This window comes from Roseateles sp. (genome assembly GCF_049240545.1).
Lineage (GTDB): Bacteria > Pseudomonadota > Gammaproteobacteria > Burkholderiales > Burkholderiaceae_C > Paucibacter_A.
On record NZ_JBMLSK010000049.1, the window covers coordinates 102743 to 123971 of the forward strand.

The following is a 21229-nucleotide window of genomic DNA, read 5'->3' on the forward strand; positions in this document are numbered from 1 at the left end:
GAAAACGGTCGAGCGGCGAGTAGTGGCGCCCTGCCACCGGTCGGCGCCGAAAAGCCGCCGGTCGGCACCCACTGAATTAGGCGGAGGGTAGGCTGTAGTCCGGTCTTCAGCAACGAGGGTAATGCCGGATGCCCCCGCTCGGTGAGCAAGTCCGCACGCGACCGGCGATGCTGACGATGTGGCGAATTGATTCGCCGTCGACGCTTTGGATGTCAATACTGCCCGTGCTCGTGACCGCGCCTTGGCGAGCCTGGAAGCTGAAGCTGGAAACATTGGACCTTAACTCCAGCTTTTGGCTGCTGGGAATCCAAGTCCGTTTCAGTACCCGGTCGTCGTTGCTGCAGACTGTTTCCCCGTTCGCGTTGCACTGGCATTCTCCGGTGCTGCCCGTGTGAACGATGTAGCAGGATCCGTTGGGGTGGCGATTGAAACGGACTTGAACCGAGTCGGCGCGACTGACGGCCAAGCTTCGTGCCTCTTGTAAATCGGTCATCAGGGTTTCGGCTGCGGCAGCCAGGCGCTGCCTTTGCTTGATGTGCTCGATCGAAGGGAGCGCGAGCCCCAGCAAGACGCTGGATACGGCGGTGCAGACACACAACTCAATCAAGCTGTAGCCGCGGTTCTGAGTGTTAATGCTTGCCATGGTGCCCCCTTGCTTGCTGCCGTCTAAGCACAATTTAGGTGGGGCAGGCGAGGCTTGCTGTCCCGCTCTGGTGGGACGGGGATCCCTCTAAAGGGGGGGGGCTAAATGTCGCGGATCAGCTTTCTGAACTCGTCAACATCCTCAAAGCTTCGATAGACCGAAGCGAAGCGTACGTAGGCCACTTTGTCGATGCGTTTGAGTTCTCGCATCACCAACTCGCCGAGTCGGTTTGAGGGCAACTCACGAGCGCCGCTGGTCAGCAGCGTTTCTTCGATCTTGGCCAAGGCGGCGTCGATCTGTTCAATGCTGACCGGACGCTTGCGCAAGGCCAGTTGCATGGAAGCGCGCAACTTCTTGGCGTCGAAGTCGGCGCGGGTTCCATCTTTCTTGACGATCACTGGCAGGGCGATTTCCGCCCGCTCGTACGTGGTGAATCGTTTGTCACAGCCCAGGCACCGACGCCGGCGCCGCACCACATCGCCTTCGTCGGATTCCCGCGTCTCGGCGACCTGGGTTTCGGCGTGGCTACAAAAGGGGCAGCGCATGGCGTCGGGGGTTGGGTTGGTTTAGCGGTAGACCGGGAAGTCGCGTGTCAAGGCGGCAACCTTGGCGCGCACTGCTTCCAGATTGGCTTCGTCGTTGGGATTGTCCAAAACGTCGGCAATAAGATTGGCGGTCAAACGGACTTGTTCTTCCTTGAAACCGCGCGTGGTCATGGCCGGCGTACCCAGACGGATGCCGCTGGTGACCATGGGCTTTTGCGGGTCGTTGGGGATGCCGTTCTTATTGCAAGTCATGTGGGCGCGGCCCAGAACGGCTTCGGCTTCCTTGCCGGTCATGTTCTTAGGACGCAGATCCACCAGCATCACATGGCTTTCGGTGCGGCCGGAGACGATGCGCAGACCGCGCTTGGTCAGCTCTTCAGCCAGCACCACGGCGTTCTTCAGCACCTGCTCTTGATAGGCCTTGAACTCGGGCGTCAGTGCTTCCTTGAAGGCCACGGCCTTGCCGGCGATGACATGCATCAGCGGTCCACCTTGGATACCCGGGAAGATGGCGCTGTTGATCTGCTTGGCGACATGGTCCTTCATCAGGATGATGCCGCCGCGCGGGCCGCGCAGGCTCTTGTGGGTGGTGGAGGTAACCACATCGGCGTGGGGCACCGGGTTGGGGTACACGCCCGCGGCGATCAAGCCGGCGTAGTGAGCCATGTCGACCATGAAATAGGCGCCGACTTCCTTGGCGATCTTGGCGAAGCGCTCAAAGTCAATGCGCAGGCTGTAGGCCGAGGCGCCGGCAATGATGAGCTTGGGCTTGTGCTCGCGCGCGGTGCGCTCCATCGCCTCGTAATCGATTTCTTCGCGCTCGTTCAGGCCGTAGCTGACGACCTTGAACCACTTGCCGCTCATGTTCAGAGGCATGCCGTGGGTCAGGTGACCGCCTTCCGACAAGCTCATGCCCATGATGGTGTCGCCCGGTTGCAGCAGGGCGAAGAATACGCCTTGGTTGGCCTGCGAACCCGAGTTGGGCTGCACATTGGCGTTCTCGGCACCGAACAGCTGCTTCAGGCGGTCAATGGCCAATTGCTCCACCACGTCCACATACTCGCAGCCACCGTAATAGCGCTTGCCTGGATAGCCTTCGGCGTACTTATTGGTCAGCTGGCTGCCTTGGGCCTGCATGACGGCCGGCGAGGTGTAGTTCTCGGAGGCGATCAGCTCGATATGCTCTTCTTGGCGCTGATTTTCGTTTTGAACGGCGGCCCAGAGATCGGGATCAACAAGGGCGAGGGTGGAAGTGCTACGGTCAAACATGGTGGATGGCAGTGCTCAAAGTGTGGAGTCCCAGTGACAACTCAGCTGGGTCACAGTGAGTCGCAGGGCTGCCCAGGCGAACGGCTGGATACCGCCGAGGTCCGAACCAGGACCTCAGCGATTCGCGCTCCCCGGTGGTCAACCACCTCCGACCACCCTTCAAGCTGGGCAGCCTTCATCGCCAGTCGCGCGAAGTTTGCAGTGTAGCGTCAGCCCGAAGCGCTCAGCCGGACCGACTGCGTCCGATTCAACGCGCCATTGCAACGCGCTGATCTTCTTTGCCGGTAGTTTCCAGGTCGACAGGCATCATCCCCGGGCTGGGCGCCACGGCTTCCCGCAGCGGCTTGATCACCGGCGCCGTTGGCACGGGGCGGCCGGCAACCACGGCCTTCATTTGCTCATGAATGGTCAGTACACGGACGGTGTAGCCGGCGTCGTCCCCTAAATTGGCGGCGCCGACGTAATAGCGCAAGCCGTCTTCAACGCTGCCAGCGCGTTGAATGCACTCCTTCAGGACCTGAACCCCGACTCGAAGATTGGTGACCGGGTCAAAGGCAGCCAGATTGCCCCCAAAGGCTTCGTACTTGTCGTTGTGCACCCGGGTCATCACCTGCATCAAACCTTGTGCGCCCATCGTGCTTTGGGCAAAAGGGTTGAAGCTGGATTCAATCGCCATGATGGCCAAAATCAAGGTCGGCTCCACTTGAGCGCGCTGACCGACCGCCCAGGCTTCTTGTACCAAGCGGCTGATAGGTTCTGGCGCGACTTTGTAGCGGTTGGCCAGCCAATGCGCGACGGCGGCTTGTTGGCGGGGCAAATCTTTCGGGTTCGATGCGGTTGCCCGAGTAATGGCGTCCGGATCGCTGTTGTTGAACAGGGTATTGCCTTGCGCCAAGGCGCGGGCTTCTTCGCGCTCATGCAGCCAACCGAGTGCCTGCCCTTCCAGACGATGGCGCAAATCTGATTGGCTGACAAAAGTAAAAATGACGGCCACAACGGCCAATCCAAGCAGGGCCAAGGTGTTGTGGCTGACCACCAGCAGGCCTTGGCCGATATCCTTGAAGAACAAAGATGTAGCGGCTCCGGTACTGCGAGCCAGGGACAAAAGATCACGACGCGCTGTCATGCGACTCCTTTCTTCTCTGCAGCACCGAGCCATTGGGCGATGAAGCCCAGGGTCTTCGGTGCGACAGTGATAATGGGCCGGTCCGTTAAGTCAGCGCCCGCCAGAGGTGGGGCTTGCTTCGGAACGCCGTCCATCGGCAGCGGGGCGTCACCACCCTCCCAAGGCGGCGACACGGGTAAACCCTGAATCAACAGGATGGGCGGATTTTAGGTGTCAAAAATAACCCGTCAAGCTTATAAATACAATTCGATATAACTTATAGCTATGAAGTACCGAGATCTGCGTGAATTCATCCACGGTTTGGAGGGCATGGGGGAGTTGCGGCGTGTCCAAGAAGCGGTTTCGCCGGTGCTCGAAATGACGGCCTTGAGCGATCTGGTGCTGCGCCAAGAGGGCCCTGCGCTTTTGTTCGAGAAGCCGCTCGGGCATCGCGTGCCGGTGTTGACCAATTTGTTCGGTACGACGCGGCGGGTGGCCCTGGGCATGGGGGCGCAAAGCCTGCGGGAGCTTCGCGATGTAGGGCATGTGCTGGCCAGCCTCAAGGAGCCAGAGCCGCCCAAGAGTTTGAAAGATGCAGGGCGCTTGATGCATATGCTCAAGTCGCTCTGGGACATGAAGCCGAATGTGCAGCGACGCGGCGCTTGCCAGCAAGAGGTGTTGGAAGCGTCTGATGTCAATCTGAAGGATTTACCTATTCAGACCTGTTGGCCAGGCGATATCGGACCTCTGATCACCTGGGGTCTGGTGGTCACGCGTGGGCCGCAATCGGGCCCGAATCCGCGCTTGCGTCAGAACCTCGGCATTTATAGGCAGCAACTGATTGGTCGGAATCAGCTGATCATGCGCTGGTTGGCCCATCGTGGTGGCGCTTTGGATTTCCGCGAGTTTGCGCTCGCCAATCCTGGTCAAGAGTTCCCCATCGCGGTGGCCTTGGGTGCTGACCCGGCCACGATTCTGGGCGCGGTGACGCCGGTGCCTGACAGCCTGTCCGAGTACCAATTCGCAGGGCTCTTGCGTGGTTCCCGAACCGAACTGGTCGAGAGTGGCGTGGGTGAGTCGGGGCGCATGCTTCAGGTGCCCGCCAGTGCGGAGATCGTGCTGGAGGGCTACATCCCGACCGCGCCTGCCGGCTATACCGGGTTCAGTGAAGACGGCATTCCGGTGAAGGAAAAGGGCGGCTACCTGCATGCGCAGGAAGGCCCATTTGGCGACCATACGGGCTATTACAACGAGCAAGACTGGTTTCCGGTCTTCGAGGTACGCCGCCTGACGCGTCGCAGTGACCCGATTTATCACTCCACACACACCGGCAAGCCGCCAGACGAACCCGCCATCTTGGGCGTGGCGCTGAATGAAGTGTTCGTTCCGATACTGCAAAAGCAGTTCACCGAGATCGTTGATTTCTACCTACCGCCCGAGGGCTGTAGCTACCGAATGGCGGTGATTTCGATCAAGAAATCCTATCCCGGTCACGCAAAGCGACTGATGTTCGGTTTGTGGAGCTATCTGCGCCAGTTCATGTACACCAAGTTCATCGTGGTGGTGGACGAGGATGTGAATATTCGCGATTGGAAGGAGGTGGTCTGGGCGATCACCACCCGAATGGACCCTGTCAGAGACACGACCTTGGTGGATGGTACGCCGATTGATTACTTGGATTTCGCCTCCCCTGTCAGCGGTCTGGGTGGCAAGATGGGCCTGGATGCGACCAATAAGTGGCCGGGAGAGACCAGCCGTGAGTGGGGACGGACCATCACCATGCCTGCGAATGTGCAGGCCAAGGCCAACGCTCTGTTCACTGAGCTGTTTGCAAACTCGGCTTCGGATTCAATCCGGACTTGAAAGCGTCGCTGGCGTCGCCTAGAGTCTAGAAGCCTTTAGCAGGCAACACTACTGGCGCAGTCTCTGCGCGCCAGGAGCCCTAGAGCAAATCGCCCTAGAGCCCCAAAGGTGGCGTAAGCCATCAACCCCCCGCAGCCTCTCCGGCTCCGGGGGGTTTCTCATTTATTCGGTGGATTTTTCGGTCGACAAGGAGTAAATAGGACTTTTGATCCGCCTTGACCTGCATCGATCTGTATTGATCCAGTTGCAACGATCAGAAGCCTGGCATGGCGCCACTGATCAGTGGCCAGCCCACAGACCAATCAACTCGTAAGTGGCATAACTGACCCGCTGAAAGCCCGAGGCGCTGGGGTACCAGTCATGCAACTGCGACATCGCATCGCGCCGCAAACCCACCGGGGCAGCAATGATCTTGATGTCTTGTCCGGCAGCGTCCCTGAAGGCTCGCAAGGAGCGGGGCATGTGGAGGTCATGGGTGACCAACACCAGGGTTTTGACCCCGTCGTTCTTCAAAAGGGGAACGGTGAGGCTCGCGTTCTCGCGCGTGTCGCGCGATCGGCCTTCGATCCAGCGCAAGGGCTGCCCGTAGTCATCGCGGGCCATTGCGGCGGCCACTTCGGCTTCGGTGGCTATTTGCCGCTTGGCGGTCCAGCCAATGCCGCCGGAGAAAGCCAGTGGTGCTTGCAGTTGCTTGGCCAGCCAGACGCCATACTGAAAGCGTTCTTGCGTGATTGGATTCAAACGTGGGCTGCCGTATTCCGGCACGTCCTGGCGAATCCCACCGCCGAGGACGAGCACGGCCAGCGTGACTTGCGTCGCGGCCTCAGCGCGCAAAGCCTCCATCTGCGTGTGACTCAAAGCCGGCGGTGTCTTGACCGCATGCAGCGCCATCAACTGCCCCATACCTTCGGTGCAACTGAGCCAAGCGCCTGCAAAGCCGATCAAGAGCAATCCGCGCCCCCAAGCTTGACGTTGGCGCAGCACTGCGGCGCCCAGCAGCATCAGACCCCAGAAAGGCACAGGGGGTAGGGCCAGGGTGAGTGCAAACGGCTTCAGGGCGTAAAGAAAGGAAGTCAGGTCCAAGCGGCGGTCCATTCAAGGCGATGTGAGTGCGGCATCATCGCTGCTTCTGGGATGTCCCTTGGTGCCACCTTGTCTTCAGCCTCATGGGGTCGACTGATAATGCCGCCAACTGAGATTGGCGGGGCGCTAACTTTGAATATGACTGCAACACCTTCCCCACGTGCGCATGCAAGGCCGCGGCGCTGGCCAGTCTGGGTGATTTCGGGCTTTGCTGCCTTTTTGTTGTTGCTGCTGGCCCTGTGGTTCTGGCTGCCGAAATGGGTTCAAGGCAGTGGTGCTCGCATGGCTTCCGAGGCTTTGGGGCGGCCGGTGAGCATTGCGGAGTTCGAGTTCTCGCCCTGGCGTTTGGGTGTCATGGTGGGGGGATTGAGGGTCGCCGGCGCCTCGGCGCAATCTGAGCCCTTGCTCGAAGTGGAGCGTATTGAGGCGGCGCTTTCGCTGCGCTCGCTTTGGTTTCGCAGTCCGGTTTTGGAATCCCTGAGCGTCACGCGCCCGGTGCTGCGCTTGACTCGCGTGGCAGGCGGCCAGTACGACATTGATGATCTTTTGCAGCGCTTTGCAGCTTCTGGGTCACCCAAGAAGCCGGATTCCGAGCCTGCTGAGCTCGCCCTCTACAACATCAGCCTTCAACAAGGTCAGGTGATTTTCAATGACCGACCCGTCGAGCGGCAGCATGTGCTGAGTGACTTTTCCTTGGAGATCCCGTTCATCTCCACCTTGGATGCTGACATCAAGGTTCAGGTGCAACCGCAGCTCTCCGGGCGATTCAATGGGGTTGCTTTCGGCGGCCAAGGCAAGGGCTTGCCCTTCGCTGAACGACGTGAAGCCAGCTTGGATTTCGAGCTTGCGGGCTTTGATCTCTCGCCCTATGTGGACTACATGCCGAACAGCCTGCCCCTTCGTTTGCAGCAGGGAAAAATCGACGCCAAGCTCTCCATGCAGTTTCAGCAGCCTCGCGGCGAGGCGCCTTGGTTTGCAATCCGCGGGGCGCTGGACTTGAAACATTTCAATTGGAGCAAGCCCAGCGGCGAGCCCTGGTTGGCGTGGCGAGGGCTGCACATCGATTTGCAGGATGTTCAGCCGCTGCGTCGCCTCGTCAGCCTCGGGGGTGTTCAGTGGAAAGGGCTCGACTTGGCCATGGCGCGGGACGCGCGGGGGCAGGTCTGGTTGCCAGGGCAGGGCGATCAAGCGGCATCAGGTCAGCAGCGCTCAGCAGTCCGACAAGCTTCTCAAACAGAGCTCGCTGCGCAGAAAAAGCACGAAGCAAAGGTTGGGGGCGCAGCTTCTTCGCGCCTTTCTGAAGACGGGGCTTGGCGAGTCTCCTTCACCGGTTTTGACTTGAGTGAGGGCCGCATCAGCTGGCAAGACGCTGCGCTCCCATCCCCGGTGGCTTTGAACGTCTCGGATCTGCGCTTGAAGCTCGGGGCCGGTGCTTGGCCGCTGAAGAAGGACCTGCCCATGGAGTGGTCCTGGTCGCTTCAAGCGGACGAGCGTGCGAAGGTTCCCAGCCGAGCCGCTGCGAAGCGTGCGCCAAGTGGCATGAAACAGGCCGCTTTAGCCATCGCACCCGAGCCCACCCTGATGTCGGGTGAGGGCAGCGTGGGTCCTGAGGCTTTGCGCATGTCTCTTCAGGTGGCCGGGCTGGACTTGCTGGACTTTGCCCCGTATCTGCGGCCTTATGCGGCGGCGCAACTCGGTGGACGACTCGGCTTCTCCGCTCAACTGAATTTGGCCGATCCCCTGCAAGCCGAGCCGGCGTCACGTCTTGTGTTGGGTGTGCGTGACCTGGCCTTGAGCGGCTTGACCCTGAGCGAGCTGGATCGCCGTGATGCCTTGTTGCGCCTCGGGACCCTGGCTCTGGACCGCTTGGACATCGAGCCGGGAAAGCAGCGTTTGGAGGCCGGCACCTTGAAGCTGGTCCGGCCTGCCCTGGCACTTTGGCGCAACCCTCAAGGGCAGTGGAGCTATCAATCGCTGTTGCCGAAGGAGCCCACCAATGGCCGCCACTCAGCATCAAAGTCTGAGCCTGTGGTCGCAGTTCCTGTATCCGCAGCGGCGGTGAATGAGCGCAAGGCATCGCGACCTTGGTCAATGAGCCTGCAGCGCCTGACGGTGGAGCAGGGTTCAGTTCGTGCCACAGATGAGGCGGCACCCAGCTCGGTCGTGGCCCTGCGTATCGATCAGATCGGCCTGAATATGGCGGATTTGGCGTGGCCGGCCTCAGGTGGCACCATGCCTCTCAGTTTGAATCTGAAGCTAGGGGCGCTTTCCGAAGCGGGCACTAAGTCGGGGCGCTCTAAAGATGAGGGGAAGTCGAAATCCGATGTGGATGCCAAGGCCATGGGCAGCCTACAGTGGCAGGGGCAAGTCAGCTTGGAGCCCTTGAGTGCCAAGGGTCGTTTGCGATTGGATCGCATGCCCTTGCAACTGGCGCGGGGCTATCTGGATCCAGCCTGGGGTCTGCATTTGCAGCGACTTGAGCTGGGCTTGCGCAGCCAATTGCAAGTGAAGCTGCTGCCCGCCGGTTTGCAGGCGCAGGTGAGTGGCGATGTGCTGCTGGCTGAACTTAAGTTGCAACAGGCGCGTCAGGTCGACGGAGAGCTGCGCATCGGCGAAGACCTGCTGGACTGGCAGGCCTTGAAGTTGAATGGCTTCAATCTCGGGGTTCAGCCAGGACAGGCACCGCAGCTGTCGGTGGCCGAGGCCGGCTTGAGCGACTTTTATGCACGCATCATCATTGATGAGGCTGGGCGTATCAATCTGCGCGAGTTGGGGGCGGGCGAGTCAGACGGCAAGATGCCTGCATCTCAGGCCGCAGCTTGGCCTGCAGCAATCCCGGCTTCCGGCGCTGCAAGTGCTGCGGCCAAGGAGCGTTCGATAGCGACAGCGGCAGTGCAAGCGCCGGGTAGCGCGCCGACCTCTCCGGTTTCCTTGAGTATTGGCCAGTTGCTGATCGACAAAGGGCGCGTCGACTTTACCGACCGCTTTGTGCGACCCAATTACAGCGCGCGCTTGACCGAGCTTCAGGGGAGTCTGGGCGCGGTCAGCTCCAGCAAGGCCGAGTTGGCCCCTCTGAACCTGCGCGGGCGGGTGGCTGGGACGGGCTTGTTGGACATTTCGGGCCAGTTGAACCCTTTGGGCAAGCCCTTGATGTTGGACATCACCGCGGCAGCGACTGATATCGAGTTGGCGCCCATGTCCCCTTATGCGACCAAGTACATCGGTTATGCCTTGGAACGTGGCAAGCTGTCCAGCAAAGTGCATTACAAGGTGGATGCGGCCGGTGCGCTCAGTGCTAACAACCAGATCATCCTGAATCAGCTGACTTTTGGCGAAAAAGTCGACAGTCCAGATGCGACCCAACTGCCGGTTCTGTTTGCCGTGGCCTTGTTGAAGGACAAGAATGGGGTCATCGATGTGGACCTGCCCATCAGCGGCTCTATCAATGACCCTCAGTTCAGCGTGGGCGGCTTGATCTGGAAGGTCATCGTCAACTTGTTCAGCAAGGCCATCAGTGCGCCCTTCTCTTTGTTGTCGGGCAGTGGCGAGACGGATCTGAGTCGCTTGGAGTTTGTGCCGGGCTCCGCGCAAGCGGCTTCGGCCGAAAGTCTGAACAAGGTGGCCCAGATGTTGGCTGACCGACCGGGGCTTGCCTTGACCATCACCGCATGGGCCGACCCACTCGCCGAACGCGGGGCCTTGCAAGAGCGCCAGTTGAAGGAGGCGCTGTTGGCCGAGCGTCGGCGCGAGTTGCAGCGCCAGCGCACCACCTCGACCTTTACTGCCACCCAGGAAGAGTCCGGTGAGTTGGGGCCCTTGAGTGAGGCTGAAAGCACGCGCCTGCTGAAAGTGGTTTATGGCAGCAGCAAGCTGCCCAACAAGCCGCGCAATGTGCTGGGCATGGCCAAGGACATTCCGACGGCTGAGATGCGCCGTTTGCTGCTGGACAGCATGGTGGTCAGTGAAGAGCAGGTGCGTCAGTTGGCTTTGGATCGGGGTATCTGGACTCGCGACGCCTTGATTGCCAAGGGCTTGAGCAATGAGCGCTTGTTCTTGGGGGCGCCCCAGTTGGTTCGCGCCAAAGCTGACGCGGTGCAAACCGCCACGCCATCCGGCCCTGCGGCATGGGCGCCCTATGCGGAGTTGAAGCTGAGTGGGCGATGAACACGGGTGTGGCTTCAGCTATGCTTGTCTCCCACCGACGGCGGCCCTGGCGCCGCGATCCACATCCCTATCGAATCGATCATGAGCAGTCCCGAATCCAAGGCCCAAACCTTTGAAAGAATCACCCTCGGAGGCGGCTGCTTCTGGTGTACCGAGGCTGTGTTCGAGCGAGTCCGGGGCGTGCACAGGGTCGAGTCTGGTTATTGCAATGGCGATGTTTCTCAGCCGGCCTACGAGCAGGTGTGCTCAGGCAGTACCGGTCATGCAGAAGTGGTGCGTGTGGACTTTGACCCCGAGGTCCTCAGCCTGCGAGATTTGTTGGAGGTGTTCTTCACCATCCATGATCCAACCAGCTTGAATCGGCAGGGCGCGGATGTGGGGACTCAGTACCGCTCTGGCATCTATTTCCATGATGCGGAGCAAGAGCTGGTAGCCCGCCAGGTCTTGGGTGAAGCCCAGGTCGCTCACCGGGGGCAGGTTGTGACCGAGTTGTTGCCTGAGCGCAATTACTGGCCGGCCGAGCCTTATCACCAGCACTATTACGCCCGCAATCCAGATCAAGGCTATTGCGCCTTTGTGGTGGCGGCCAAGGTTGATAAGTTTCTGGCCACCTTTGCGCGCTTGACTCGACCCGCTTGAGGCGCCCACGATGTTGTTGGCATGGCGCGGTTTGCGCTACCGCTACGCCCAGGGGCTTGAACTCTGCTTCGAGGATTTTGAGCTTCCATTGGGCGCGCATTTGTTGCTGCGCGGCAAGTCCGGTAGCGGTAAGTCAACGCTCTTGGCCTTGATGGCTGGCTTGCTGAGCCCCGAGCAGGGGCAGATCAGCATGGCCGGCGTGGCTTTGCAGGACTTGAGTGCTCGCCAGCGCGACGCCTGGCGCGGCGCTCACCTGGGTTTTGTGCCGCAACGCTTGCACCTGAGCCCGTCCTTGACGGTGCTGGAGAACCTGGCCTTGCCATTTATCGGCGCCGGTTTGCCCGCGGATGAGGGGCGGGCGCGAACGCTGCTGGGCCGTTTGGGTCTGGAGGGTGACGAGTTGGCGCGGCGCCGCCCGCACCAACTCAGTCTGGGTCAGGCCCAGCGGGTGGCTTTGGCACGTGCGCTGATACGCCGGCCACAGCTCTTGTTGGCGGATGAGCCCAGCGCCAATCTGGATGATGAAAGCACCCAGCAGATGGTCGATTTGCTGCTGGAAACGACCCAGGAGATGGGAACAAGCTTGGTGCTGGCCACCCACGACGCGCGGGTGGCGCAGTACTTGGCCGCCAGTCCGACCGGGGCTGCTTGGCGCGAGTTCCAGCTGAGTCCGCGATCCGGCGCTGCGCTTCCATCATGAACAGTTTGCTGCGTTTGGCTTGGCGCTATCTTTGGGCGCAGCCGCTGACGGCGACCCTCAACCTCATGTTGCTGAGTTTGGGAATTGGAGCGATCAGCTTTGTGCTGCTGGTGAGTGATCAGATCGAGGCCGGGGTGCAGCGCGACTTGGCAGGCATCGATCTGGTCGTTGGGGCCAAGGGCAGCCCGATGCAGATCATGCTGTCCGGCGTTTTTCATCTGGATGTGCCCACCGGCAATATTCCGTACGCCACTTTGGAGCATTTGCAAGCGCAAGCATTGGTCGCGCGAGCGATACCTCTGTCTTTGGGCGATAGCCTGCGTGGCTATCGCATCGTTGGCACCACGCCGGAGTTGCTCGACTTGTATCGCGCCAGATGGGCTGAGGGACACATCTGGCAAGCGCCGCTGCAAGCCGTTCTGGGGGCTGAAGTGGCCCGTGATCTGGGTTTGCGCCCGGGGCAACAGTTCCATGGCAGCCACGGCCTTGGGGAGCAGGGCGATGCGCATGGGGAGCAAGCCTATACCGTGGTCGGCGTGCTCGCTGCGACGGGCGGAGTGCTGGACCGACTGGTGCTGACCGATCTGACTTCAGTATGGGCTGTGCATGCGGCGCATCACCCGAATCCGCCAGTTGACAAGCATGAATCAAGCGACGACCACGCGCCGGGTTCAAGCGCCAGCCACGCTTCCCGTTCCGGGCATGAGGACAGTCGCGAGATCACCATGGCCTTGCTCAGCTACCGCAGCCCCTTGGCGGCCGTCAGTCTGCCGCGTTGGGTGAATGCACAGCCGGGGCTGCAGGCGGCAGCGCCGGCACTGGAAAGCGCGCGCTTATTGCGCATGGTGGGTGTGGGGACCGAAGTGTTGCGCGGATTCGGCCTGCTGCTGCTCTTGCTTGCGGCAGGTTCGGTGCTGGTGACCTTGCTGCATTCGGTGCGGGCTCGTCAGAGCGATCTGGCCATGCTGCGCATGTTGGGTGCACCGCCGTGGCGGGTCGCGGCCTTGGTGGGTCTGGAGGCCTTGTGCCTCGCCTTGTTGGCCAGTGCGCTGGGTGTCTTGCTCGGCCATGGCTTGACCGCGCTCTTGGGTCTTGCCTTGGCGGCCGACCATGGTCTGCGTGTCAGTGGCTTGTGGTTCGTGGCTCAGGAGCTCTGGATTCCTGGGGTCGCGGTGCTGCTGAGCCTGCTGGCATGCGCGTGGCCGGCAATGACCGCCTACCGACTGGATGTGAGCGAATTGCTGCAAGCGCCCCGCTAGATGTCTCCATGAGAGGCTGCGGGCATGCTCGGCATGCCCACCCCGGTCACAATGGGGTCTGAAACGCACGGGGCTGAGCCCGCGTCGCCACGGAAGTGAATCTGATGAATCGAAAATTGAACTGCCGGTGCTCGCATTTTTTTGCGGCCTTGTGTCGCGGGTGGATGTTGACGCTTGGGGTCTGCACGGCTTTGGCTTTCGGGCCCAGCGTTTTGTGGGCGCAAGTTCCGCCCTCGGCTGCGCCTGCGATCGGCACCGGCCCGGGCTATCACGATCCGCGCAGCCCCTTCAAACCGCTGCAAGAGCGTGAGGGGGTCTTGTCCTGGAGCTTGCTCTCGGCGGTGACGACCAAGGCCGAGAAGAATCGGCTGATTCCTAGCTTCCCTGCGCAGGTCTTGGCCTTGGACAAGCAAAAGGTCAGGGTTCAGGGCTTCATGATGCCGCTCGAACCAGGGGACAAGCAGCGCCATTTCTTGCTGTCCTCGGTACCTACCAGTTGTTCTTTTTGCGTGCCGGCCGGGCCTGAAGGCTTGGTGGAAGTCCGCACCAAGGAGCCGGTACGTTACAGCCTGGAGCCTGTGGTGGTCGAGGGCACCTTTGCCGTCTTGGCGGATGATGCTTACGGCATGCTTTACCGGCTGGTGGATGGGCAAGGCATCAGCAAGCGTTGAGTGCTGGGGTGCCACTGCCCCGCCTTGAATTGGCGGCTTAAGGGGCCAGTCTTTCCTTCAGCCACTGGCCATCGGCTTGAAGGGTGTAGCACAGGCGGTCGTGCAGGCGCGACTTGCGGCCCTGCCAGAATTCCCAGCGCTCGGGCCGGAGGCGATAACCACCCCAGTGGGGCGGCCGGGATGGATTCAGTCCGTGCTGAATTGCTGCCTTGGCGGCATTGCTCACCAACACCGCGCGCGAGCTGATGACCTGGCTTTGCGGCGAGGCCCAGGCGCCCAGTCGGGAGTCCAAGGGACGAGACTGGAAATACTCATCGGACTCGCTGGCGTCGACGCGTTCCACCCGACCTTCAATTCGAACCACGCGCTCCAGTTCCACCCAGTGAAACTGCAAGGCGGCGTGCGGGTTGCTGGCTAACTCTTGGCCTTTGCGGCTGTCGTAATTGGTGAACCAGACGATGCCGCGCGCATCAAAGCTCTTGATCAACACAATGCGGGTCGAGGGGCGTTGGTCTGGGCCAACCGTGGCCAGGGTCATAGCGTTGGGTTCAGGCACGGCGCTGGCGAGCGCATGATCCAGCCAGTTTTTGAATTGGGCGAGCGGTTCCTGTGCCGCCAAACTCTCGTCGAGTTCGCCTTGCTCGTAACTTTTTCTCAGGTCGGATAGCTTGTTCATGACGCGAGTATGTCGCTTTCTGCGTGATCCTGGCGCTTGCCCGGCGGTAGTTCACCTTAGGTGAAGGCCCCACTGTTGCATGCAAGGCGCAAACGGCATGCTATGCGCACAAATGCCAGTCCGGCGATAAGGCTGAATGGCCGCGTGCATGCAGGGCGAGCAGCACGCAATGATCGGGCGACATTGAGGGAAGTACAAAAGGATTTGGGCATGATGAAACGGCGACCAGCGGTGCTGGTGCTGGCGGCGGGTCGAGGTTCACGTTTCTTGGGTCTGGGGCATAAATTGGCCCAAAGCCTTGGCGGATCGCATGAGGCGGCCCGGCTGACGGAACCGGGGACGCCAGACGATGACGACACGGTGTTGGCTTCAACCGTCGCCCACGCCATAGAAACTGGTTTGCGTGTCGTGGTGGTCTCGACCAAGGCCTTAGCGCCTTTGTCGCTTGACCTGGTCGCTGCCCGAGACGTGATCTTGCTGCCCGAGTTGGACAGCCAAGGCCGGCCGGCGCCTGTCGGCATGGGGTACTCGATCGCAGCCGGCGTCAGCGCCTCCGGCGATGCCAATGGCTGGTTGATCGTGCCCGGCGATATGCCGCTCCTGCAAACCAGCAGCATGCTGGCGGTTGCTGCGGCATTGGATCAACACGCGGTGGCCTACGCCCAGCACCATGGCCGCCAAGGTCACCCGGTGGGCTTCAGTGCTGAATTGTTCTCCGAGTTGGTGGGGCTGCAGGGGGACGAGGGTGCGCGGCGTATCGTGGCCCGCTATCCCTCCCAAGCGGTGGAGGTGGATGACCCGGGCGTATTGATGGATGTGGACACGGTGGAGGACTTGGCTCGAATCAAGGCGCTGCAGCAGCAAGCCTTGAAAGCCTGAGTGCGCTGCAGGGGCGGGCCTTAAATTTCCGGCCCCGGCTTGAGACTGTTCGTGGCCAGTGGGGGGTACAGGCCATGGCGCGCAGCCAGGCGCCATTGCCGTTCAAGATCTGGGTCACGAAGACCGCGCTCGTGCAGGCTTTGCACGGTGAGCAAGAGATAGTCCAGCGTGGTCCCGTAGCGCCCCCTGGCGTGCTGGAAGATGTGAAGCAACTCTGAGTCGCCGAGTGAGCCCACATAGCCGGGGCTCTGGCGCGACAGGGTGAATCCCAGTGCGCGAAGCGGGCCTTGCGGCGTGTGGCAATTCAGCCATCGGGGCTCATACGAACCCACCACCATCTCGCGCGCCCACAAGGTGTTCAGCAGCGTCTCGCTTTGAGCGGGCTGGGCTCGGTAAACCAGGCCTTGACAACTGCCCCCCGATAGCAAGGTCAAGACCAGCCCGGGTTCTGCGCTGTTGCCGCGGTTGACCAGCGAACGCAGGCGCAGGGCCCGGTGGTAACCATACACCTGAGCCGGCAAGGTTTGCGCTGGTTCGAAGCCAGGCTTCCAGATCAAGGATCCATAGGCAAACAAGCACAAACCCTGTTGCCGATCCCAGGCTTGCTGAGCGCTTTCCAGCAAGTCGCGGCTGCGCTGCGGCAGGCGCGCAAGCGCCTCATCCAACTCTGGCAAGGCAGCGGCCGCACGCGACTCGGACGCCGGCGGATTCGTGCGATCAGGGATGGGTCTTGCGGGCTGGCTCATGAGAGTGGCGTATGTCAAAAGGGGCGGGCGGTCACGGGCCTGCCATGCTGCCACAGCCTTTCGACTTGGTGCTTCTACGCTTGTCCGCATCGCAAGCCTGGCGACAATCCGCACGCGGCTTGTGGCACTCTTGCTCGCCCACCCACTGCCGAGGTCCGATGTCTGTGTTGCCAAGCCCCTTGCTTCCCAAGTCCATTCTTCATCGCTTGCTTGTCCGCGGTTCGGCCTGCATCCGGGTCTCGGTGCCGACGTGGGGGGCGGGTCTGGTGCTTGCGTTGAGCTTCATGGTGTCGGCGTCTGCCAACCCTTCACAGCTGCCCAGCTTGGCGCCTGCGGCTGGTCAGGCCTCATCAAGCCTGGGGGATTCGGCGACCCTGCGCAAAATTCAAGACACCGGGGTGCTTGTGCTGGGTCATAGAGTGGCTTCGGCACCGTTTTCCTACTTGAACGCACAACTCAAGCCGATCGGCTATTCGGTCGACATCTGCCAGCAGATCGTTCAAGCGGTGCGGCAGCTTCTGGGTTTGCCGGAGTTGGAGTTGAAGATGGTGGCCGTCACCTCGGCCACCCGCATGCCCATGGTGGCCAATGGTTCCATCGATCTGGAATGTGGCATCACCACCAACACTCTGGAGCGACAGAAAACCCAGGCTTTCTCGCTGACCACTTTTGTGGCCGAGACCCGGCTGCTGTCCAAGCGCGCCAGCGCGGTGCGCACACTGGCCGATTTGCGCGGCAAGCCGGTGGCATCCACCATTGCCACCACCAGCATCCAGTTCTTGCATCAAGCCAATTTGAATCAAGGACTGGGCTTGAAAATTCTGGTCGGCCAGGATGACCGAGACGCCTTTCGACTGCTGGAAACCGACCGGGCCGCGGCCTACGCCATGGATGATGTGCTTTTGCGTATGCTGCTTTTGGGGGCGAAGCAGCCGGGTGACTATCAGATCTCTGAGGAGGCTTTCTCGGTCGAGCCCTATGCGATTGGTCTGCCGGCGGGGGATCCGGTGTTTAAAGCGTTGGTGGACCAAGTGATTGGCGCTTTGTACCGTTCGGGTGAGATTCAGTCGATCTACCGCAAATGGTTTCTATCCCCGATTCCACCCAAGGGTCAGAACCTGCAGTTGCCGATGAGCGAGGCTTTCAAGCGCGTCATCGCCAAGCCCAGTGATTCCGCTGAGGCTCGGCACTACCGCTAGCTTGGTAGCTTTCTGCGGCCTGCTTGAGCTCAGCGGAAGCGATCGAGTTCGATGCCGTGGCGGTTGAGCTTGTCGTAGAGCGTTTTCTTGGCCGTGCCCAAAAGCTCCATCGCCGCAGGAATGCGTCCCTGACAACGCCGCAGAGCCTGCTCAATCAGCGCTTTCTCGACCTGATCCATCTGTTGGGCCAAGGTGCTGGTCGCTGTGGGGTCCAGTTTGGCGTTGGCACCTTCATGCCCCACGATATCGAGCACAAAGCGGTCGGCCGCATTGCGCACCTCACGCACATTGCCGGGCCAGTCGTGCGCCATCAGCTCGCGCAGGCGTTGCGGCGTTAGTTCTGGGGCACTGCGCTCATAGCGGCTGCAGGCCTGGGCGACGAAGTGCTCGAACAGCAGCGGGATGTCCTCGCGCCGCTCGCGCAGCGGTGGCAGACTCAGGGTGGCTACATTCAGGCGATAGTAAAGGTCGCCACGGAATTTTTGCTGCTCGCTGAGGGCGCGCAAATCGGCCTTGGTGGCGGCAATCACCCGCACATTGATGGGCAGCTCTTCATTCGAGCCGAGCCGTTCGACGCGTCGCTCTTGCAGCACTCGCAGCAGCTTGATTTGCAGCGCCATCGGCATGGTTTCGATTTCGTCCAGCAGCAAGGTGCCGCCGTTGGCATGCTCGATCTTGCCGATGCGACGCTTGCCGGCCGAAGTGAAGGAACCGGCCTCATGGCCGAACAGTTCGCTCTCAAACAAGGCCTCTGGCAGGCCGCCGCAGTTGATGGCAACAAAGTTGCGGTCACGGCGCTGGCTTTGGTCATGCAGGCAGCGCGCCACCAACTCCTTGCCGGTGCCGGTCTCGCCCAAAATCATCACATCGGCCGAGGTGTCGGCCAGGTTCAAGACCTGGCGTCGCACCTGCTGCATGGCCGCTGAGTCGCCCAAGAGCACCGCTTCCATGCCGCTGCGACGCTGCAACTGGCCGCGCAATTCGTCCACCGCCACGCGCAGCACCCGCTTGTCCAGCGCACGTACCACGGCGTCTACAAAGCGTTCCGGCGCGAACGGTTTTTCGATGAAGTCATAGGCGCCGGTCTGCATGGCGCGCACCGCCATGGCCACATCGCCATGCGCGGTCATCAAGACCACCGGAATGTCTGCATCGGTGGCCATCACATGGTCGAGCAGGCCCAGGCCGTCCATGCCTGGCAGGCGCACGTCAGTGGCCAGCACCAGTTGTGCGCCGGGTTGAATATGCGGCAGGGCTTCTTCGGCCGAGCCGCAGGCCAAGACCTCCAGCCCGGCCAGCTCCAGGGTTTGCATGAGGCTGGCGCGCACCGGTGGGTCGTCTTCCACGAACAAGACCTTGAATCCCTCAAACATTGATGCCATCCCTTGTGCAGACTTCCAGATCAAACTCGAAACACATGCCGCCGCCCTGATCGGCCGGGCGCACATGGGCGCGCAAACTGCCGCCAAATTCGTGGATGATTTTCGACGATATGACCAGGCCTAGACCCAGCCCTTGGCCGGCCGGCTTGGTGGTGAAAAAGGGCTCGAACAGGCGCGGCAGCAGGTCGGCCGCCATGCCGGCGCCGCTGTCGCTGACTCGCAGCAAGACGCGCCGGCCGTCGCTCTCCGGCAGGGCTGCGGAGCTGACGGCCAGGCGCTTGTGGGGCGCGTCCTTCATGGCATCGACGGCATTGGCGAAGAGATTGACCAACACCTGCTCCAGGCGATTGGGCTCGCAGCGCACCCAGACTTGGTCCAGCTCAGGGCTGAGCACAAAGTCCACCTGCTCGGCCTGCAAACGATGCTCCAGCAAGAGCTTGGCGCCGCGCACGGCCGATGCCAGCGACACCGGCGCTTGCACCAACTCGGCCTTGCGCGCAAAGCTCTTCAGCTGGCGGGTGATGCCCGTCATGCGCTCGACCATTTCGTCAATGGTGCGTAGATTGTTTCCGACCGAGTCGGTGCGGCCTTTCTCCAGCAGCAGCAAGCTGTTGCGAGAGAGGGCGCGCAGCGCGGTCAGCGGTTGGTTCACCTCATGCGCGATGCCGGCCGACATTTGGCCCAGCACGGCCAGCTTGGCGGCCTGCATCAACTCATCCTCCGCTTGCAGCCTTTGTGCAATCTGGCGCTTCAACTCTTGGTTGGTCTGGCTCAGCTCCTGGGTTCTTTCGGCGACCTGTGCCTCCAGCTGGGCGTGGGCCAGGCGCAGGGCCTCGCTGGCTTGCAAGAGCTGATCGTGGGCACGGCGGCGCGAAGCCAGATAAAGCGCCAGCAGCCCGATCAAGGCGCCGACCGCGGCACCGCCCCAGGCGGCATAGCGTGCCTGACGCCAAACCTCAGCGGGGTCCGACAGCGTCACCAGTCGCAAGGCCAAGGGCAGCAACGCACGTTGCTGCGCCAGCAGTTTTTGGGTCGATTCGGCCTTGCCCTCGGGTGGGGGTGATGAAGCCTCCGGCGCCGCTGGGTTTTGCAGCATGGGCACGTTCACCACTCGGGCTTCATCGTGAAGCCCGTCGTCGCCAAACAAGTTCAGGGCGCCGCGCAAGGGGCCCGCATAGCGTCCCGAGGTCTGCAGTTCATCTCGCTCGGCCGCGCTGAGTTCGCTGAGCAGGCGGTACTTCCAGGCTGGTACCGAGGACATGATGACGACCTCTTTGTCATCCACCACCAGCAGCTTTTCGCCTTGCGAGCGCAGTCCTTGATCCACCCAGGTGGCTTCCAGCGGCGCCAGGTTCAGGCGCAGCACGATCTGGCCCAGGGGCCGACCTGCGCGGCTGATGTTGTGCAGCAGGAAGTAGTCGGTACTGCCGTTGTGCTCATTGGCCGCGAAGAAGTGGGCATGGCTGGAGCGCAGATGCGCGCCCAGCCGCCGCACCACCGCTTCGGCCGCAGCTGTTTGCGGCTCGCTCGAGGCCAACACCCGTCCTTCGGCATCGGTGACAAAGCTCAGGCTCAGTCCTGAGCGCACCTTGATGCCGGCCAATTTACGGTCGGCCCGCAGGCGCACGGTCGTGTCCTCGGGTGAAACCAGCAAAGCCTGCAGATCGGCGTCAATGGCCATCAAGCTGGGCAGGTAGGCGTGACGGGCCAACTCGGCCTCCAAGCTGCCGGCGTAGAGCTCCAGGCGCTCGGCCGCCACGGCCGCCAATTGCTGCATGCTGGTGCGCTCGCTCATGCGTTGGCCCAGTGCCATACCGGCCAGTGTCAGCAGCAGTGTCAGGTAGACGAGGAAACGGGTGCGCAGCAAGCTCTGTGGCAGCCGCTGCAGCAGACCCGTTGGCGCAGCGAGGGGCGTTTCAGGGAGAGAAGGCGCAGAGTTGTTGGAGGGCGGGGTCATGGGGCGCTGATCAACTGGGCGCTTCAAATACGAGAGAGGCGTCGGTGCATTTTTCAATGGGCTGCGTAGTGTGCCCAATGCCGAGCCTTCTGTCTCGATGCCGGCGGCTTGTTTTTGCGCTCGGCTGCCACTGCCGCTTCCGCAGCCCATGCTCGGCTTGGTGCTGCGTGTCGAAGTCCGCCCCGAAGCAAGACTTGTGGTGCGGACTTTCGCCCGTATCGGGCGAGGGGGGTCAAGCAGATGGCATCCGCCTCATAGGGGATCTCGGTGCTTACCCGCAGACCCGGAGTTTTGGCATATGGCTTGCGTGATTGAAGCGCAGTTCGACATCAGATTCGCACACAAAGGAAGACAAGCCATGGAAATATTTTTGCAACAGATCATCAATGGTCTGGTGCTCGGCAGCATGTACGCGCTGGTCGCGCTGGGGTACACGATGGTGTACGGGA

17 protein-coding genes and 1 riboswitch are annotated in these 21229 nt (G+C 61.5%); of the genes, 8 read left to right on the forward strand and 9 right to left on the reverse strand.

What is annotated here, in order from left to right; translation table 11 throughout:
- Positions 1–106: 106 nt before the first annotated feature.
- From ACOVRJ_RS03335 to ACOVRJ_RS03350, 4 genes are all read right to left on the reverse strand, one after another.
- Complete coding sequence (locus ACOVRJ_RS03335) at positions 107–643, reverse strand: GspH/FimT family pseudopilin (RefSeq protein ID WP_422042481.1); 537 nt, start codon at positions 641–643, stop codon at positions 107–109.
- A 101-nt stretch (positions 644–744) separates the two neighbouring features.
- On the reverse strand, positions 745–1188 hold the full coding sequence (nrdR, locus tag ACOVRJ_RS03340; protein ID WP_263536507.1) for a transcriptional regulator NrdR: 444 nt from the start codon (positions 1186–1188) through the stop codon (positions 745–747).
- Between the two features lie 21 nt (positions 1189–1209).
- Positions 1210–2457, reverse strand: coding sequence for a serine hydroxymethyltransferase (gene glyA, locus ACOVRJ_RS03345; protein WP_263536506.1), 1248 nt, complete (start codon positions 2455–2457; stop codon positions 1210–1212).
- 63 nt (positions 2458–2520) lie between these two features.
- Positions 2521–2656: riboswitch (ZMP/ZTP riboswitch) on the reverse strand.
- Between the two features lie 48 nt (positions 2657–2704).
- Positions 2705–3583: a transglycosylase SLT domain-containing protein gene (locus ACOVRJ_RS03350; protein ID WP_422042482.1), complete on the reverse strand. Its 879-nt coding sequence runs from the start codon at positions 3581–3583 to the stop codon at positions 2705–2707.
- Between the two features lie 264 nt (positions 3584–3847).
- On the opposite strand from ACOVRJ_RS03350, the gene ACOVRJ_RS03355 reads away from it, so the two are divergent.
- Complete coding sequence (locus tag ACOVRJ_RS03355) at positions 3848–5425, forward strand: UbiD family decarboxylase (RefSeq protein WP_422042483.1); 1578 nt, start codon at positions 3848–3850, stop codon at positions 5423–5425.
- Positions 5426–5704: 279 nt separating this feature from the next.
- Here the strand turns inward: ACOVRJ_RS03355 and ACOVRJ_RS03360 are convergent, their stop codons facing one another.
- Positions 5705–6508, reverse strand: a complete 804-nt coding sequence (locus ACOVRJ_RS03360) for a YdcF family protein (RefSeq protein WP_422042484.1) — start codon at positions 6506–6508, stop codon at positions 5705–5707.
- 138 nt (positions 6509–6646) lie between these two features.
- Between ACOVRJ_RS03360 and ACOVRJ_RS03365 the strand changes: the two genes are divergently transcribed.
- From ACOVRJ_RS03365 to ACOVRJ_RS03385, 5 genes are all read left to right on the forward strand, one after another.
- On the forward strand, positions 6647–10672 hold the full coding sequence (locus ACOVRJ_RS03365) for a DUF748 domain-containing protein (RefSeq protein ID WP_422042485.1): 4026 nt from the start codon (positions 6647–6649) through the stop codon (positions 10670–10672).
- 81 nt (positions 10673–10753) lie between these two features.
- A complete protein-coding gene (msrA, locus tag ACOVRJ_RS03370; RefSeq protein WP_422042486.1) occupies positions 10754–11311 on the forward strand; it encodes a peptide-methionine (S)-S-oxide reductase MsrA in 558 nt (185 codons plus the stop codon).
- A 10-nt stretch (positions 11312–11321) separates the two neighbouring features.
- A complete protein-coding gene (locus tag ACOVRJ_RS03375; protein WP_422042487.1) occupies positions 11322–12011 on the forward strand; it encodes an ABC transporter ATP-binding protein in 690 nt (229 codons plus the stop codon).
- Positions 12008–13270, forward strand: a complete 1263-nt coding sequence (locus ACOVRJ_RS03380; RefSeq protein WP_422042488.1) for an FtsX-like permease family protein — start codon at positions 12008–12010, stop codon at positions 13268–13270. The genes ACOVRJ_RS03375 and ACOVRJ_RS03380 overlap by 4 nt, the downstream gene beginning before the upstream one ends.
- 104 nt (positions 13271–13374) lie before the next feature.
- A complete protein-coding gene (locus ACOVRJ_RS03385) occupies positions 13375–13941 on the forward strand; it encodes a DUF3299 domain-containing protein (RefSeq protein ID WP_422042489.1) in 567 nt (188 codons plus the stop codon).
- A 37-nt stretch (positions 13942–13978) separates the two neighbouring features.
- On the opposite strand, the gene pdxH is transcribed toward ACOVRJ_RS03385, so the two are convergent.
- Entirely contained in the window at positions 13979–14617 is a 639-nt protein-coding gene (gene pdxH, locus ACOVRJ_RS03390; RefSeq protein WP_422042490.1) for a pyridoxamine 5'-phosphate oxidase, read from the reverse strand.
- A gap of 213 nt (positions 14618–14830) precedes the next feature.
- Between pdxH and ACOVRJ_RS03395 the strand changes: the two genes are divergently transcribed.
- Positions 14831–15496, forward strand: a complete 666-nt coding sequence (locus ACOVRJ_RS03395; RefSeq protein ID WP_422042491.1) for a nucleotidyltransferase family protein — start codon at positions 14831–14833, stop codon at positions 15494–15496.
- Between the two features lie 20 nt (positions 15497–15516).
- Here ACOVRJ_RS03395 and ACOVRJ_RS03400 read toward each other — a convergent pair whose 3' ends face one another.
- On the reverse strand, positions 15517–16242 hold the full coding sequence (locus tag ACOVRJ_RS03400; protein WP_422042492.1) for a gamma-glutamylcyclotransferase: 726 nt from the start codon (positions 16240–16242) through the stop codon (positions 15517–15519).
- A gap of 179 nt (positions 16243–16421) precedes the next feature.
- Here ACOVRJ_RS03400 and ACOVRJ_RS03405 point away from each other — a divergent pair, with 179 nt between their 5' ends.
- Entirely contained in the window at positions 16422–17441 is a 1020-nt protein-coding gene (locus ACOVRJ_RS03405; protein WP_422042493.1) for an amino acid ABC transporter substrate-binding protein, read from the forward strand.
- A gap of 29 nt (positions 17442–17470) precedes the next feature.
- On the opposite strand, the gene ACOVRJ_RS03410 is transcribed toward ACOVRJ_RS03405, so the two are convergent.
- Together ACOVRJ_RS03410 and ACOVRJ_RS03415 are read right to left on the reverse strand one after the other, a co-directional pair.
- The gene (locus tag ACOVRJ_RS03410; protein ID WP_422042494.1) at positions 17471–18814 is read right to left on the reverse strand and encodes a sigma-54-dependent transcriptional regulator; all 1344 of its coding nucleotides are present in this window, start codon (positions 18812–18814) and stop codon (positions 17471–17473) included.
- Positions 18807–20780 (reverse strand): sensor histidine kinase, encoded by a 1974-nt coding sequence (locus ACOVRJ_RS03415; RefSeq protein ID WP_422042495.1) that lies wholly within the window; start codon positions 20778–20780, stop codon positions 18807–18809. Before ACOVRJ_RS03415 ends, ACOVRJ_RS03410 begins: the two co-directional genes overlap by 8 nt.
- Between the last annotated feature and the right edge of the window lie 449 nt (positions 20781–21229).

Coding starts and splice junctions, on each gene's coding strand:
- pdxH (WP_422042490.1), bottom strand. CDS start 14,617: ATGAACAAGCTATCCGACCTGAGAAAAAGTTACGAGCAAGGCGAACTC.
- ACOVRJ_RS03335 (WP_422042481.1), bottom strand. CDS start 643: ATGGCAAGCATTAACACTCAGAACCGCGGCTACAGCTTGATTGAGTTG.
- ACOVRJ_RS03350 (WP_422042482.1), bottom strand. CDS start 3,583: ATGACAGCGCGTCGTGATCTTTTGTCCCTGGCTCGCAGTACCGGAGCC.
- ACOVRJ_RS03365 (WP_422042485.1), top strand. CDS start 6,647: ATGACTGCAACACCTTCCCCACGTGCGCATGCAAGGCCGCGGCGCTGG.
- ACOVRJ_RS03410 (WP_422042494.1), bottom strand. CDS start 18,814: ATGTTTGAGGGATTCAAGGTCTTGTTCGTGGAAGACGACCCACCGGTG.
- nrdR (WP_263536507.1), bottom strand. CDS start 1,188: ATGCGCTGCCCCTTTTGTAGCCACGCCGAAACCCAGGTCGCCGAGACG.
- msrA (WP_422042486.1), top strand. CDS start 10,754: ATGAGCAGTCCCGAATCCAAGGCCCAAACCTTTGAAAGAATCACCCTC.
- ACOVRJ_RS03380 (WP_422042488.1), top strand. CDS start 12,008: ATGAACAGTTTGCTGCGTTTGGCTTGGCGCTATCTTTGGGCGCAGCCG.
- ACOVRJ_RS03355 (WP_422042483.1), top strand. CDS start 3,848: ATGAAGTACCGAGATCTGCGTGAATTCATCCACGGTTTGGAGGGCATG.
- ACOVRJ_RS03385 (WP_422042489.1), top strand. CDS start 13,375: ATGAATCGAAAATTGAACTGCCGGTGCTCGCATTTTTTTGCGGCCTTG.
- ACOVRJ_RS03395 (WP_422042491.1), top strand. CDS start 14,831: ATGAAACGGCGACCAGCGGTGCTGGTGCTGGCGGCGGGTCGAGGTTCA.
- ACOVRJ_RS03375 (WP_422042487.1), top strand. CDS start 11,322: ATGTTGTTGGCATGGCGCGGTTTGCGCTACCGCTACGCCCAGGGGCTT.
- ACOVRJ_RS03400 (WP_422042492.1), bottom strand. CDS start 16,242: ATGAGCCAGCCCGCAAGACCCATCCCTGATCGCACGAATCCGCCGGCG.
- ACOVRJ_RS03415 (WP_422042495.1), bottom strand. CDS start 20,780: ATGACCCCGCCCTCCAACAACTCTGCGCCTTCTCTCCCTGAAACGCCC.
- glyA (WP_263536506.1), bottom strand. CDS start 2,457: ATGTTTGACCGTAGCACTTCCACCCTCGCCCTTGTTGATCCCGATCTC.